At 31.1% G+C, this 15,151-nt stretch carries 14 protein-coding genes and 2 rRNA genes (1 of these 16 running past the window's edge); 8 read left to right on the plus strand and 8 right to left on the minus strand.

What is annotated here, in order from left to right; all coding sequences use genetic code 11:
* Positions 1-24: 24 nt before the first annotated feature.
* From DZ67_RS09780 to DZ67_RS0103590, 4 genes are read left to right on the plus strand one after another with little or no spacing between them, the layout of a single operon-like run.
* On the plus strand, positions 25-1,845 hold the full coding sequence (locus DZ67_RS09780) for a hypothetical protein (protein ID WP_024791770.1): 1,821 nt from the start codon (positions 25-27) through the stop codon (positions 1,843-1,845).
* Positions 1,835-2,764 (plus strand): glycosyltransferase family 2 protein, encoded by a 930-nt coding sequence (locus DZ67_RS09785; protein WP_024790732.1) that lies wholly within the window; start codon positions 1,835-1,837, stop codon positions 2,762-2,764. Before DZ67_RS09780 ends, DZ67_RS09785 begins: the two co-directional genes overlap by 11 nt.
* Positions 2,765-2,775: 11 nt before the next feature.
* Positions 2,776-3,693, plus strand: a complete 918-nt coding sequence (locus tag DZ67_RS0103585) for a UDP-glucuronic acid decarboxylase family protein (RefSeq protein WP_024787301.1) — start codon at positions 2,776-2,778, stop codon at positions 3,691-3,693.
* On the plus strand, positions 3,690-4,751 hold the full coding sequence (locus DZ67_RS0103590) for a DUF354 domain-containing protein (RefSeq protein WP_035003100.1): 1,062 nt from the start codon (positions 3,690-3,692) through the stop codon (positions 4,749-4,751). The genes DZ67_RS0103585 and DZ67_RS0103590 overlap by 4 nt, the downstream gene beginning before the upstream one ends.
* On the opposite strand, the gene pseI is transcribed toward DZ67_RS0103590, so the two are convergent.
* From pseI to pseB, 6 genes are read right to left on the minus strand one after another with little or no spacing between them, the layout of a single operon-like run.
* On the minus strand, positions 4,741-5,757 hold the full coding sequence (gene pseI, locus DZ67_RS0103595; RefSeq protein ID WP_024787303.1) for a pseudaminic acid synthase: 1,017 nt from the start codon (positions 5,755-5,757) through the stop codon (positions 4,741-4,743). The genes DZ67_RS0103590 and pseI overlap by 11 nt on opposite strands.
* On the minus strand, positions 5,738-6,181 hold the full coding sequence (gene pseH, locus DZ67_RS0103600; RefSeq protein WP_024787304.1) for a UDP-4-amino-4,6-dideoxy-N-acetyl-beta-L-altrosamine N-acetyltransferase: 444 nt from the start codon (positions 6,179-6,181) through the stop codon (positions 5,738-5,740). Before pseH ends, pseI begins: the two co-directional genes overlap by 20 nt.
* Positions 6,150-6,998, minus strand: coding sequence for a UDP-2,4-diacetamido-2,4,6-trideoxy-beta-L-altropyranose hydrolase (gene pseG, locus DZ67_RS0103605; RefSeq protein ID WP_024790733.1), 849 nt, complete (start codon positions 6,996-6,998; stop codon positions 6,150-6,152). Before pseG ends, pseH begins: the two co-directional genes overlap by 32 nt.
* Complete coding sequence (gene pseF / locus DZ67_RS0103610; protein WP_024787306.1) at positions 6,982-7,659, minus strand: pseudaminic acid cytidylyltransferase; 678 nt, start codon at positions 7,657-7,659, stop codon at positions 6,982-6,984. The genes pseG and pseF overlap by 17 nt, the downstream gene beginning before the upstream one ends.
* Positions 7,656-8,864 carry a UDP-4-amino-4,6-dideoxy-N-acetyl-beta-L-altrosamine transaminase gene (gene pseC / locus DZ67_RS0103615; RefSeq protein ID WP_024787307.1) on the minus strand — a complete coding sequence of 403 codons (1,209 nt, stop codon included), beginning with the start codon at positions 8,862-8,864 and terminating at the stop codon, positions 7,656-7,658. The genes pseF and pseC overlap by 4 nt, the downstream gene beginning before the upstream one ends.
* A complete protein-coding gene (gene pseB, locus DZ67_RS0103620) occupies positions 8,864-9,853 on the minus strand; it encodes a UDP-N-acetylglucosamine 4,6-dehydratase (inverting) (RefSeq protein WP_024787308.1) in 990 nt (329 codons plus the stop codon). Before pseB ends, pseC begins: the two co-directional genes overlap by 1 nt.
* A gap of 65 nt (positions 9,854-9,918) precedes the next feature.
* Here pseB and DZ67_RS0103625 point away from each other — a divergent pair, with 65 nt between their 5' ends.
* The 4 genes from DZ67_RS0103625 to DZ67_RS11225 are packed head-to-tail and all read left to right on the plus strand — an operon-like array spanning position 9,919 to position 12,224.
* Complete coding sequence (locus DZ67_RS0103625; protein WP_024787309.1) at positions 9,919-10,128, plus strand: hypothetical protein; 210 nt, start codon at positions 9,919-9,921, stop codon at positions 10,126-10,128.
* A gap of 41 nt (positions 10,129-10,169) precedes the next feature.
* Complete coding sequence (locus DZ67_RS0103630; RefSeq protein ID WP_024787310.1) at positions 10,170-10,781, plus strand: HupE/UreJ family protein; 612 nt, start codon at positions 10,170-10,172, stop codon at positions 10,779-10,781.
* Positions 10,782-10,797: 16 nt separating this feature from the next.
* Entirely contained in the window at positions 10,798-12,006 is a 1,209-nt protein-coding gene (locus tag DZ67_RS0103635) for an IS256 family transposase (RefSeq protein WP_024787311.1), read from the plus strand.
* Positions 12,007-12,020: 14 nt separating this feature from the next.
* The gene (locus DZ67_RS11225) at positions 12,021-12,224 is read left to right on the plus strand and encodes a HupE/UreJ family protein (RefSeq protein ID WP_156919570.1); all 204 of its coding nucleotides are present in this window, start codon (positions 12,021-12,023) and stop codon (positions 12,222-12,224) included.
* A 179-nt stretch (positions 12,225-12,403) separates the two neighbouring features.
* Here the strand turns inward: DZ67_RS11225 and rrf are convergent.
* Positions 12,404-12,519: ribosomal RNA gene (gene rrf, locus DZ67_RS0103640) — 5S ribosomal RNA — on the minus strand.
* Between the two features lie 58 nt (positions 12,520-12,577).
* A 23S ribosomal RNA gene (locus DZ67_RS0103645) occupies positions 12,578-15,151 on the minus strand (it continues 313 nt past the right edge of the window).

A 15,151-nucleotide genomic window follows, 5' to 3' on the forward strand; every position in this document is an offset into this window, starting at 1 on the left:
TTTTTCAAAAAAAGTATAAAAATAATGAAAAAAATAAGAGAAAATATTATAAATTTATTAAAAAAAGGCGATTTGCCTTCAAATGCTTATATAAATTATTATGATAAAGTAAAAAACATAAAATTTAAATATAATAAGTTTTTAGAAAAAAATATTGAAGCTTTAAAAAATTATTATCCAAATGCATTAAATGCTGAAAAAGGTATAATAAATAATGTATTGTTTATTTTAGAAATGTTTAATTCAAGCAAAAATGCTTTAGAAGATTATCTATTTAGATCACTTCATTTTAAACATGATATAAAAGATGTTTTTTACTCTCTTGATTTTTTTCAAAAAACTCCTTCACTTACAAAAGAAATATTTTTAAACACATTAAATAAAATTTTAAATCCAGACTATTTTTTTTCGCTTAATGAACAGACAAGAAGAAATATTTTTATAAATATTTTAGCTGTTTGGCACAATAAAAATATTTTTGTAAAACCTTTTTGGCTTGAACAACTACCTCTTTTTAAAAAATTAATTGATTCTGCCATTACAAAAGATTTAATAGAAGATATAATGTATATACATTTTTATTTTTACCATTTTTATGGAAATTCCACCCAGACTATAAAAGACTGGGAAAAATTTAATGAAATCGTAGAAAAGCCTTTAAGTCAATATTATAAAAATTGGGGTGAAAAAAACAATCTGCCAAAACCACCGCAAACTTATAATAACAAAAAGAAAAGAATAGGTTTTTTAATAGACAGATTAGTTACCACTTCTCCTTTAATAGTAGAATATTCATTATGGAAAGCATTAATGCAAAATGAAGAATTTAAAAATAATTATGAAATATTTGTTTATTCTATGAATTATGTAGATAAAAACCCTGATGAAGAAGAATGGGTTATTAAACTTAAAGAAATAGGTATTGAAGTTTATACTCCTCAATTTAAATTTTATAAAGAGGGATATTATTACAAACATTTGCCAAAAGCTCTTGATTTAAGAGAGCAAATTTTAAAAGATAAAATTGATATTTTAGTTTCAGGTTTTGGATATGATATTCCAAATTTTCTTTTTTCAACTCGTTCAGCACCTAAGCAAATTTTTTGGTCTCATGGAAACTGCACAAGCAAAATTGAAAATATTGATTTAAGAATTTCGCATTTTGAACAAGAATGCAAAAATCAAGAATGGAAAATTTTTAATGTTCCAATGGCAAAAGAATTTTTAATAGGGCCTGAATATTGCAAAATAGAAAGTAAAAAAATTAAAGAAGAATTTTTAAAAAAATATGGAAAAGATACTGTTATTTTAGGAACTATCGGAAGACTAATTAAAATAGACAGCGATGAATATTTAAAAGTCATTGCTGAAATTATGAAAGAAAATCCAAACACAATCTATTTAGCCTGTGGAGAAGGAAATCAAGAAAGCATTAAGAAAAAACTTAAAAAATACGATATAGATGAAAATAGATTTATTTTTACAGGCCAAATTAATCCGCATGTATATGGATGGATTATTGATGTTTGGCCGGATACTTTTCCTTTAAGACAAGGACATAGTATCATAGAAGCTCAGGCAAAAGGGGTTTCTTTAATCCATTATGGACCTAATTATACAAAAGAAGATTTAGAAAAGTTAAAAATTGGATATAATTATGGTTTTAAACAATTAAATATAAAATTATTTTATCCTATTGCAAATGATAAAAATAAATATGTTAAAATTGCTAATTTTCTTATAAAAATTAAAGATAAAAGATTAAAAATTGCAAAAGCTTTTCAAATAGATATTTTAAAAAATATAGAATCAAATTTTATTGAAAAGGTTATTAATGTTAATTAGTATATTAATTGATAATTATAATTATGGAAAATTTTTATCAGAATGTATTGAAAGTGTTTTAGATCAAACATATCAGAATTTTGAAATTATTATTGTTGATGACGGAAGCAGTGACAATTCAAAAGAAATAATTGAAAAATATGCTAATAAAGATAAAAGAATTAAACCTATATTTAAAAAAAATGGAGGGCAGGCAAGCGCATTTAATGAAGGTTTTAAACATTGCAATGGGGAAATAATTTGTTTTTTAGATAGTGATGATAAATTTCTACCAAATAAACTTAAAAAAATTAAAGAAATATATGAAAAAGGTTATGAATATATAGTTAATGATTATAAATTAATTGGAAATACTGCTTATAAAGGTCCATATTATCCATATGGAGGATATAATATGTTTTTAGTTTATTATTTAACTTTTTTTGCAGGAAGCACTACATCTAATATTTCAATATCAAAAAAACTGGCAAACCAAATTTTTCCAATTCCTTATGAAAAATTTTTTAAAATCAGAGCTGATGATGTTATTGTTTTTATATCTAATTTAATGACAGAAATGTTTTTCATTGATAAAGAATTAAGTGAATACAGAATACATGGGGACAATTTATTTGCATGTAATAATTCTGATACTTTAAAAGATAAATTTTACAGAGATTATATATTACATAAAATAAAGAAATACTATTTAGATAAAATTAATATAGAAAAAAGATTTTTTGAAAATCCATATGATTTATATTTAGAATTTACTACAAAGCAAATTTATGATTTTAATATTTTTAAATTATATTTAAAATTATTGTTTTTAGAAATAAACGCTCCATTTATCAAAAAAATTCAAATAGCAAAAAAAATGTTAAATTTTTATAAAAGACAGAAAAAGACAAAACTTAAGAAAAAAACTCATTTACCATAAAAGGAAATAGATTGAAAAAAATTTTAATAGCAGGCGGAGCCGGTTTTATAGGAAGCCATTTATGCAAAAAACTACTTGAAGAGAATAATGAAGTAATTTGTATTGACAATTTACTCACAGGCCAGAAAAATAATATCTATAATCACAAAAATTATACATTTATTAATCATGATATAGTAAATCCAATTGATATAAAAGTTGATGAAATATACAATTTAGCTTGTCCCGCATCACCAAAACAATATTTTAAATATCCTATATATACAACAAAAATTTCTGTTATAGGAACTTTGAATTTATTAGAATTAGCAGATAAATATAATGCAAAATTTCTTCAAGCTTCCACCAGTGAAGTATATGGAGATCCTTTAATACATCCTCAAACCGAAGAATATTTTGGAAATGTAAATACCATAGGTCCAAGAGCTTGTTATGATGAAGGGAAAAGATGTGCAGAAACATTATGCAGTAATTTTAAAAGAGAAAAAAACATTAATGTAAAAATAGTTAGAATTTTTAATACTTACGGTCCAAATATGAGAGCTGATGACGGAAGAGTTATTAGCAATTTTATTATTCAGGCATTGACAAATCAAGATATCACTATTTATGGAGACGGTAAACAAACAAGAAGTTTTTGTTATGTGGATGATTTAGTAAATGGACTTATTAAAATGATGAATTCAAATGAAAACGGCCCTATAAATATTGGAAATCCTGAAGAATATTCAATAATAGAAGTTGCTGAAAAAATAATAAACTTAACAAACCCGAAAAGTAAAATTAAATTTTTAAATAAAATGGAAGATGATCCAAAAGTTAGAAAACCTGATATTAAAAAAGCTAAAAAACTTTTAAATTGGCAACCAAAAATATCTTTTAATGAAGGATTAAAAAAAACCATTAAATATTTTAAAGAGCAATTATGAATATACTTTTTGATTTGGATATGTCAAAATGGGCACTTTTTTTTATACCTATAATAAAAAAATTAAAAAAAAACCATACTGTAATTGTAACTTCCCGAGGAGGAAAAGGATATTCAGAGCTTAATAAAATTTTAGATTTATATAAAATAAATTATATTTCTATTGGAGAATTTGGAGGCGCAGATTTAGAAAACAAATTAAAAGCCAGTATACAAAGACAATTACAATTAATCGATGTAATAAAAAAATACTCTATCGAAAAAATCGTAAGTGGAAGCGTAGTTGACAGTAGCAGAGTTGGATTTGGATTAGGTATTGAAGTTATTAACTTTTATGATATGCCAATTAAAGGTCATACAACAAATTTAAAATCAGCCCTTCCCCAAATAAAACTCTCTATTCCATTATCCACTAAAATATTTAAACCATTTATTATACCAGATGAAATTTATTTAAGATTGGGATTAGAAAAAGAACAAATTATTGAATATAATTTTATTGATCCTTTAATTTGGCTTAAAAAATTTAAATTTGATAAAAAATATATTGAAAGTTTTTATAATAAATACAACATAAATAGAAATAAATTTACAATAGTTATAAGAGAAGAAGAGTATAAATCAAGTTATGTAAATAAAAAATATCCTTTTTTATATGAAGCAATTCCAGAAATTTATAAAAAATTTAATGCAAATATTATAATAATTCCAAGATATGAAAGTAACTATCTAAAAAAAGAGTTTCCTTTTGCTTATGTGATAGAAGAAAAAATTTTTCTTCAGCATTTATTAAAAGACGCTGATTTATTCATTGGAGGTGGCGGAACAATAAATACTGAAAGCTGTTTTCTTGGCACTCAGACAATTTCAACAAGAAGTTTTATAAGCCATTACGATAAATGGCAGATTGATAATAATTTAATGTATTGGACAAACAATAAAGAAGAGCTATTAAATTTGGTAAAAAAAGCAACAGAATTTAAATTAAAACCAAATACTGAAATTTTAGATCAAATGGAAGTAAATTCAGATTTACTAATAAATAACATCATCCAATAACTTCCCAACTAAGTCTTTCCCCTCTTTCCAAATCCCTGCAAGCTTTTTTCCCTAAAATTTCAGGCAAATATTTTGGATAAAGCCCATATCCTGGACGAATTGCTCTTATATTTTCACGGGTAAATTTTTCACCTTTTTTAATATCTTTTACAACATATAAACTTCTTGCAAATTCTCTTCCTTTTTTTGGTTTAAAATCTACCTCTCCAATCATTTCTTCAACTTCTCTTACAGTTTTAACCATCTCTTTAAATTCTTTTGGAGTTAGACTAAATGCCCTGTCTGGAGAATCAATAGATTTATCTAAAATAAAGTGTTTTTCAACTATTCTGGCACCAAGTGTTACTGCTGCAATTGGAGCTGAAATTCCAAGGGTATGGTCTGAAAATCCGACTTCTACATTAAAAATTTCTTTTAGTGCAGGAATTGTTTTTAAATTTACTTCACTTCTAGGTGCAGGGTAGGCTGATGTGCATTTAAGAAGAGCAATTTCGGTATTATATTTTTTAGCTAAATTTACGGCATTTAATATATCTTCAAATTCTGCTATTCCAGTAGAAATTATTACAGGTTTTTTTTGAGAAATAACATATTCAACAAACTCATAATCAGTTATTTCAAAAGAAGCAATTTTATACGCAGGAGGATTAAATTGCTTTAAAAAATCTACATCTTTTTTGCTAAAAGGTGAACTAAATACTTCTAAATCTAAACTTCTTGCATAGTTAAAAAGTTCCTCATGCCACTCAAGTGGAGTCATTGCAACTTTATATAATTCATACAAATTTTTCCCATCCCAAAGCCCGCCTTTAATTAAAAAATCATCTTTTTTACAATCAATTGTAAGAGAATCAGGAGTATAAGTTTGAAGTTTTATTGCATCAGCTCCGCTTTCTTTTGCTGCATATATTGTATCTTCTGCCGTTTGTAAAGAATGGTTATGATTTGCACTAAGCTCAGCTATTATAAAAACTTTGTCTTTTGTATCAATTTTTCCTATTTTCATTTTCAAGCTCCATTTTTATTAAGTTATTTTTTTTATCAGTCTCTTTAAATCCATATTTTTTGTATAAATTTATAGCTTTTAGATTATCTTCATATACATAAAGTATAAGTTTATTTAAATTTAACATATTAAAGCCATAATCAATAATTTTTTTAATTAAAATTTTTCCAACACCTTTTTTTTCAGGATTTTTATGAATTCCTATTTCTGCTGAGTTTTTATTTATTTTAAAATTTATCACTCCTAAATCATTTACTTTAAAATATAGTCTTGATTTATCGTTTTTTAGTTTTTCAATAAATTCTAAATGATTTTTTAAAGAAATTTCATTCTTATCAAACATCCATTTCCTGATTTCTGGATGGTTTCTCCATTTTAAAACTTCTTTTTTTTCATCTAATGTTAAATCTGTGAAGTTTTTCACTTATTTTCCTTATATCTCTAATTTTTAATAGAGGGATTCTTTTTTCTTTTAAATATTTGGCTATTTCTTTTTGATTATCGGCTATTTCAATAGCAATAAAAGGTAAATTCATATGAATAGCTTCCCACGAGATAGTGCTTGGCGTAATTATTGCAAATTTACTTTTTGCCATTCCCTTAGCCACATTTTCGTCAATATGCAGTTTGCACCATTTATTTACTTGGCAAAATCTTTTTAGTTTAATTAAATTTTTATTAGAGCTTGTTGTATAAAAATTTACAGGAAATTTCAGTTTTTTTAACTCTTTTAAAACCTTAAGTCCGATTCCCTTAGCATCAGTTCCTCCAAAAGAGATAAAAATCCCTTCTTTTTTATCTTTTTTCTTTTTTGCTTTTTGAAATTCTTCCCTGATTAGCGGGGGAAGTATTGTAACTTTGCAAAAAGGCGGGATTTTACCAATGTATTTTTCTTTTTTAGCGTATAAATTTACATTTATTACTTCATCTGCATAGTGTCTATAGTATAAGTCGTCAAATACTATTAGCTTAATTTCAGGAAATAATTTTTTAAACTCTTTTTCATTTTCATAAGTAAAATTGTAATTATCAACAATTACTTTTTGTGGTTTTAATTTTTTTACTTTTTTAAAAAACTCTTTTTCTTTTTTTATTTTCACAACTGGTAAAGAAGTTAGTTTTTTATTGCATTCTTTGCATATAATTAAAGAATTTTTTATATTATATTTTTTTATAAATGTTTCCATTCTTTTTAAATGTCCAAGTCCTATTTTGCTTGAAAAATCAACTCTTATTATCACAATAAGCCTTATACATCATTTCTGCTTTTATAAAATCTTCCATTGTATCTATATCTTGAACTAAATATCTTGGAATAATTATCGGAATATTTCCGTCAAATTTAAATTTTTCAGTGCAATTTATTTTTTTCCAGTAAAACTGTCCGGCATCATGGAAAGCTTCTTTTAAATCCTGACTTCTTTTTTCCATAAATTCAGGAAAAAACATTTTTGCTTTATCATGATTTATTTCAAATCCCCTCCATATGGGAAAATCATATGTTGTAGCAGAAAAAGAATAACATACATCTGAATTTTTTAATTTTTCAAACCCTTCTTTTAAATACTTAACTTCTAAAAAAGGGGCTGTTGGATAAATCATACAGGCATATTTATATTTTTTTTCTTTGTTAAGTTTGTTTATTGCATGTTCGAACACATCAACACTTGAAGTATAATCATCTGATAACTCTTTTGGTCTATAAAGTATTTGGGCTCCGTATTTTTTACTAATTTCAGCTATTTCTTCACTGTCGGTTGAAACAACTGTTTTTTCAAACAAATTACTTTTTTTAGCCGTTTCTATCGAATAAACAATTAACGGTTTACCACAAAAAGATTTTATATTTTTTTTAGGTATCCTTTTACTGCCGCCTCTTGCCGGTATTATACATATATTCATTTAAGAGCCTCAAATAGTTTTTCAATCACATAATCCTGCTCTTTTTCACTCAGAGAATAATAAAGAGGGATTGAAAAAGCCTCTTCATAATATTTGTACATCTTTGGCAGATTTTCACTACCGTACCCAAGCTTTTTATAATAAGGCTGTTTGTTTATAGGAATATAATGAAGCTGCAAAAAAATTCCAGCTTTTCTTAATTTATAAAAAAGCTCGGCTTTTGTAATATCAAGTTTACTGAAATCAACCCTTACAACGTATAAATGATAAGCTGAAAATTCATTGAATTTATAAAGCGGCTTAATTATTGAATTTTCAAAAGCTTTATCATATCTCTTAGCAAGATAGTGTTTTTTTTGTATAAACTTATCAAGTTTTTTAAGCTGACTTAAGCCAAGAGCACACTGCATATCTGTAATTCTATAGTTAAAACCAAGCTCTTTCATTTCATAATACCACGGATTTAAATTGCCTTTTTTATCATAAGCCATATCTTCATTTTCCATTTTCCATTTTCCATTTTCCATTCTAACAATTCCGTGATTTCTAAGAATAAGTGCTTTTTTGTAAATTTCTTCATTATTTGTCAAAATCGCTCCGCCTTCAGCTGTAGTTATATTTTTTACTGGATGAAATGAAAATGTTGTTATATCACTTATTTGACAATCTCCAATTTTATTAATTTTCCATTTTCCATTTTCCATTTTCCATCTATAAGTTGCCCCTATCGCATGCGAAGCATCTTCTAAAATTTTTATATAAGGATAATTTTTTTTGATATACACTAATTTTTCCATATCAACAGGGTTTCCGGAAAGATGAACAGCATATACGGCTTTTATTCTGTTTCCAAACTGGTTTATAATTTCTATACATTTATCCAAATCTATATTTCCATTCTCTTTTATATCTATAAACAGCGGAATAGCCCCGGCATAAAGAATAGAATTACTTGTAGCCACAAATGAATTCGGAGTGGTTAAAACCAAATCACCTTTGTTTAGTAAAATCAGACTTGATATGTGAAGCGCCGCCGTTCCGTTACTGACAGCCACAGCATATTTAGCCCCTGTATATTTACATAAAGCTTCTTCAAATTCTTTTATTTTTGGTCCTGTTGTTAAAAAATCACTTTCAAGAGTTTCTAAAATAGCTTTTTTGTCATTTTCATCAATAAACTGTCTTGAATAAGGTATTCTTTTCATTAAATAAATTCCTTGGCTAATTTTAAAAATTCTTCACTGTTTAACCACCAGTCATTATTATCGGAAGAATATTCAAAACCGATATCTTTTTCCTCTCCTTTTTCCCCTAAATTATTAACGCTGTAATCAACCGGAGTATGAAATTGAATTGTAGGCTTTATTACAAAATGGTCGTTAAACTCAATGCACCTGTCATTTTTGGTAATCATTACTTCATGTAATTTTTCACCAGGTCTTATTCCAATTTCTTCCAATTCACATTCAGGACATAATGCTTTTGCTAAATCAGTCATTTTCATTGAAGGAATTTTGGGAACAAATATTTCTCCGCCGTGCATTCTTTCGAAATTTTTTAAAACAAATTTCACACCCTGCTCAAGCGTAATTAAAAACCTTGTCATATCCTTGTGGGTAATAGGAAGCTTTTTTCTGCCCTGTTTTATCAATTTTACAAAAAATGGAACCACACTTCCGCGTGAGCCTATTACATTACCGTATCTCACAACGGCAAACCTTGTTTTTCTTTTACCTACTAAATTATTTGCAGCAATAAAAAGCTTATCACTAGCAAGTTTTGTGGCACCGTATAAATTAATTGGGGCAGCCGCTTTATCAGTTGAGAGGGCTATTATCTTTTCTACTTCGTTTTCAATTGCACATTCTATTACATTTTCAGCACCATTTATATTTGTTTTTATACATTCCATCGGATTATATTCGGCAACCGGAACATGTTTAAGAGCCGCTGCATGAATCACATAATCCACATCTTCCATTGCTTTTTTAAGCCTGTTTTTATCCCTTACGTCACCTATAAAATATCTCATACATTTTTCATTAAAAACCTGAGCCATTTCATACTGTTTAAGCTCATCCCTGCTGTAAATAATAATTTTGTTAGGTTTATAATTTTTTAAGATTATTTCTGTATATTTTTTACCAAAACTTCCGGTACCGCCTGTAATAAGTATGTTTTTATTATTAAACAATTTATTCCTTTTTAAATAAAAAGCAATTTTTATTCCATAAAACTTTAGTAAAATTTTATAAAAAAATGAAAAAAATAATTTTATTAATAATCTTTATTCTTCTAAACGCTCATCCTCTTAATATTACAAAAATGACACTGGATTTAAATAAAACCATACCTACTTTATATATGAGATTTGCTATTTTTAATATACAAAAAGCATTGCATAAAGAAACTATTTCAAAAAAAGAAATTCAATCATATATTTTAAATCACATAAAAATAGATAACTGAAAATAAATCCTCTTTATACGAAAATAAAAAACGAAGTTATAGTGGATAATTATTTCAATTTAAAATGTAATAACATTAATAAAATATATTTTGATATATTTTTTGATATAGACAAAACGCAACAGGGAATAATAAAAATTGTAGAAAATAATTCTACAAAAATTATCGTATTTAATCCTAATAAAAAACGTTATATTTTAAAAAATAATCAAAATGAATTTTTAGCTTTTTTAAAAGAGGGGATTTTCCATATTTTAGAAGGAATAGACCATATATTCTTTTTATTAATGCTTATTATTTCAGTTTTATTAAAAAATAACAATCTAAAAAAAAGTATAATAGAAATAATAGAAATTGCAACTGCGTTTACAATTTCTCATTCTATTACGTTAAGTTTAAGTATGTTTAATATTGTAAATCCACCTGAAAATTTAACAGAAGTATTGATTGCTTGTACAATATTATTTATGGCATTAAATAACTTATATTTTTGGATAAAAAAAGAGTGGTTGCTAGCTTTTTTATTTGGATTTATACACGGATTCGGATTTGCAAATGCATTAAATGAAATGAATGTAGAACATATAAATTTTATTAAAGTGGTTTTCGGAGAGAGTGTTAGCAATTCCGTGTCAGTCAAGGTAAAATACTAAAGAAGAAAGGACTGACATGGAGAAATTTAATTTTGACAAAGCAGTAAAAGATTTATTAGCAGGTAAGAAGATAGGTGGAAAAGATGGAGTATTAGCTCCACTAATTAAAGAATTGGTAGAAGCTGCACTTGAAGCAGAGATAGAATCCCATATTGCAGATGAAGTATTAAGTGGTAAAAAAAATCGCAGAAACGGTTACAACAGAAAAACAGTAAAATCAACATCAGGAGAATTTGAACTTGCTACCCCAAGAGATAGAGAAGGTAGATTTGAGCCTCAAATAGTAAAAAAACATCAAACAACAATAAGTGATGAAATAGAAGAGAAGATATTATCATTATATGCACTTGGAATGAGCTATAAAGATATAAAATCACATATTGAAGAGCTTTATCAAATTTCTATTTCATCAGCTACAATAAATGCAATAACGGATAAAATAATACCAAAAATCAAAGAGTGGCAATCAAGACCTTTAGAGAGTATATATCCATTTGTATTTATGGATGCAATTCATTATAAAATCAAAGAAGATGGGAAATATGTAAATAAAGCGGTTTATACAATTTTAGGTGTCAATATTCAAGGTAAAAAAGAAGTTTTAGGGCTTTATTTAAGCGAAAGTGAAGGAGCAAATTTTTGGCTTCAGGTTTTAACCGATTTAAACAACAGAGGAGTAAAAGATATACTTATTGCAAGTATAGATGGACTTAAAGGATTTCCAGAAGCCATTAACGCTATATATCCAAATACAGAGGTTCAGTTATGTATAATTCATCAGATTAGAAATTCTTTAAAATATGTAGCTTCTAAAGATAAAAAAGAGTTTATGAAAGATTTAAAAAAGGTATATCAGGCTGTAAATAAAGAACAAGCCGAAAGTGAACTTGATAGACTTGAAGAAAAATGGGGGAATAAATATCCTATAGTCATTAAATCTTGGAGAAACAAGTGGAATAATTTATCTAATTATTTTAAATATCCTCAAGATATAAAAAAAGTTATATACACAACTAATATTATTGAATCAGTTCATAGACAATTTAGGAAATTAACCAAAACAAAAGGTGCTTTTCCTAATGAAAATAGCTTACTCAAACTCTTATATATGGGTATTCAGAATGCAGAAAAAAAATGGACTATGCCTATTAAAAACTGGAATCTTACACTCTCTCAGCTGGCTATTTTCTTTGAAGGTAGATTAGATGATGCTTTAAACTTATGATATAATCTCCTCAGTTGACACGGAATTTTGAACGGTCTCTTTTCGGATTTAATATTGGAGTGGAAATAGGCCAGATAATGATTATTACATTAGTTTTCTTTCCTCTTTATTATTTTAGAAAAAGCAAATTAATCAAATTGATAATTTATATAACAATAATTCTTTCAATATTGTGGATAATTGATAGAAGTTTTAATTTACATTTTATGCCATTTTAATTATATTTAATATAAAAGAATGAATAATTAATATAAATAAAGATAAACAAAGAAGTTAGGAATAAACGATATATATAAAGGAGATAATGAATATTATACTCTGTATATCAAAGGTGCCAGACCCAAAATGATAGTAAATAATAAAAAAGGATTAACGATAAAGAAGATAACATATTAAAGCTTAGCGGGGACCTACTTTCCCACACCCGCAGGGCGCAGTATCATCAGCGCTGGAGGGCTTAACTTCCTGGTTCGGAATGGTTCAGGGTGTTTCCCCTCCGCTTTGCCCACTAAGCTTAAATATATTATCTCATAAATTAAAAATTAGCTGTTAAAAGTCTTGTCTCACGTCCGCTTAAAAGCCATTCGGGTTATTAGTACTGGTCAGCTCAACCCCTCGCAGGGCTTACACCCCCAGCCTATCAAGCAGGTAGTCTTCCTGCACCCTCATGGGAAGGCTCATCTTGGAGTGGGCTTCCCGCTTAGATGCTTTCAGCGGTTATCCCTTCCGAGCTTGGCTACCCAGCGCTGCCCTTGGCAGGACAACTGGTACACCAGTGGCTCGTCCAACCCGGTCCTCTCGTACTAGGGTTAGCTCTCCTCAACCTTCCTGCGCCCACGGCAGATAGGGACCGAACTGTCTCACGACGTTCTGAACCCAGCTCGCGTACCGCTTTAAATGGCGAACAGCCATACCCTTGGGACCTGCTCCAGCCCCAGGATGCGATGAGCCGACATCGAGGTGCCAAACCTCCCCGTCGATGTGAGCTCTCGGGGGAGATCAGCCTGTTATCCCCGGGGTACCTTTTATCCTTTGAGCGATGGCCCTTCCACTCAGAACCACCGGATCACTAAGACCGACTTTCGTCTCTGCTCGAGGTGTCTCTCTCGCAGTCAGGCTGGCTTGTGCCTTTACACTCTTCAGACGATTTCCAACCGCCTTGAGCCAACCTTTGTGAGCCTCCGTTACTCTTTAGGAGGCGACCGCCCCAGTCAAACTACCCGCCAGGCACTGTCCCCCAGAAGGATTACTCCTGCGGGTTAGTAGGCAGGATATCCAAGGGTGGTATCTCAAGATCGGCTCCACCAGAGCTGGCGCCCTGGCTTCTCAGCCTCCCACCTATCCTGCACATGGATATCCCACCTACAATGCCAAGCTGTAGTAAAGGTCCACGGGGTCTTTCCGTCTTGCCGCGGGTAGGAGGAATTTTCACCTCCACTACAATTTCACTGGATCCCTCTCTGAGACAGCCCCTCATTCGTTACGCCATTCATGCAGGTCGGTATTTAACCGACAAGGAATTTCGCTACCTTAGGACCGTTATAGTTACGGCCGCCGTTTACCGGGGCTTCAGTTCACCGCTTCGCCTTATGGCTAACGGATCCCCTTAACCTTCCGGCACCGGGCAGGCGTCACACCCTATACCTCCTCTTACGAGTTAGCAGAGTGCTGTGTTTTTGGTAAACAGTCGACAAGAGCGCTGTGCTGCGACCCCTTTCGGCTCCACTCGCAAGGAGCTTCACCTACTCGGGGCACACCTTATCCCGAAGTTACGGTGTCAGTTTGCCGAGTTCCTTAGAGAGGGTTCTTCCACGCGCCTTAGAATACTCATCCCGCCCACCTGTGTCGGTTTACGGTACGGGCTACTAACAACTCAATCGCCTTAGAGGCTTTTCTCGGCTCAGGGCATCTCCGATTCCCCCTCCGCTCCGAAGAGCTTTGGAGGCCTGTCGGGTCTCGGGCTATTGAAGAGCGGATTTGCCTACTCTTCACCCTACACCCTTCGAACCACTATTCCATCAGTGACCTCGGTTAACCCCAAGCGTCCCCCCTTCGGCTCATTGTTAGTAGGTAACGGAATATTAACCGTTTCCCCATCGACTACGCCTTTCGGCCTCATCTTAGGCCCCGACTAACCCTACACTGACGAACATCGTGTAGGAAACCTTGGGCTTTCGGCGAATGGGATTCTCACCCATTTTATCGCTACTCATGCCTGCATGCTCACTTGATGACGCTCCACCGCTCCTTACCGGTACGGCTTCTACGCTGTCATCAACGCTCTCCTACCACTCTTACAAAGTAAGAATCTACGACTTCGGTGTAAACTTTTAGCCCCGTTATATTTTCGGCGCCTCCCCGCTCGACCAGTGAGCTGTTACGCTTTCTTTAAAGGATGGCTGCTTCTAAGCCAACCTCCTGGTTGTTTAAGCAGGAAAACCTCCTTTTCCACTTAAGTTTAACTTTGGGACCTTAGTCGGTAGTCTGGGTTGTTCCCCTCTCGACATAGGATTTTATCACCCTACGCCTCACTGCTAAGATTACACCATAGGTATTCGGAGTTTGACAGGGTTTGGTACAGCTGTGGGCCGCCCTAGCCCTATCAGTGCTCTACCCCCTATGGCTACCTCTTAACGCTGCACCTAAATGCATTTCGGAGAGAACCAGCTATCACTGAGTTTGATTGGCCTTTCACCCCTATCCACAGGTCATCCGAAGGCTTTTCAACGCCTACCGGTTCGGTCCTCCACGGGCTCTTACACCCGCTTCAACCTGCCCATGGATAGATCACTCAGCTTCGGGTCTGCAGCTACTGACTCGCTTTCGCTTCGGCTCCCCCTCTCGGGTTAACCTCGCCAGTAACCACAACTCGCAGGCTCATTATGCAAAAGGCAGTCCGTCACCCTTGTCCGAAGACAATAGGGCTCCGAATGATTGTAGGCAAACGGTTTCAGGTTCTATTTCACTCCCCTCACTGGGGTTCTTTTCACCTTTCCCTCACGGTACTTGTGCACTATCGGTCTGACAGGAGTATTTAGCCTTGGAAGGTGGTCCTCCCATCTTCACTCAGGATAACACGTGTCCCGAGCTACTCACAAGGTCTTAGCTTAGTCCCACCGGTATCTTTTTGGGTACGGGGCTTTCA

This window comes from Lebetimonas sp. JS138, assembly GCF_000523335.1.
Classification (GTDB): domain Bacteria; phylum Campylobacterota; class Campylobacteria; order Campylobacterales; family Nautiliaceae; genus Lebetimonas.

Excerpts from the sequence above, each read along its gene's own strand:
- pseI (WP_024787303.1), bottom strand. The coding sequence starts at position 5,757 with ATGAAAATAGGAAAAATTGATACAAAAGACAAAGTTTTTATAATAGCT.
- DZ67_RS09780 (WP_024791770.1), top strand. The coding sequence starts at position 25 with ATGAAAAAAATAAGAGAAAATATTATAAATTTATTAAAAAAAGGCGAT.
- pseC (WP_024787307.1), bottom strand. The coding sequence starts at position 8,864 with ATGAAAAGAATACCTTATTCAAGACAGTTTATTGATGAAAATGACAAA.
- DZ67_RS09785 (WP_024790732.1), top strand. The coding sequence starts at position 1,835 with ATGTTAATTAGTATATTAATTGATAATTATAATTATGGAAAATTTTTA.
- DZ67_RS0103590 (WP_035003100.1), top strand. The coding sequence starts at position 3,690 with ATGAATATACTTTTTGATTTGGATATGTCAAAATGGGCACTTTTTTTT.
- DZ67_RS0103635 (WP_024787311.1), top strand. The coding sequence starts at position 10,798 with ATGGAGAAATTTAATTTTGACAAAGCAGTAAAAGATTTATTAGCAGGT.
- DZ67_RS0103625 (WP_024787309.1), top strand. The coding sequence starts at position 9,919 with ATGAAAAAAATAATTTTATTAATAATCTTTATTCTTCTAAACGCTCAT.
- pseF (WP_024787306.1), bottom strand. The coding sequence starts at position 7,659 with ATGAATATATGTATAATACCGGCAAGAGGCGGCAGTAAAAGGATACCT.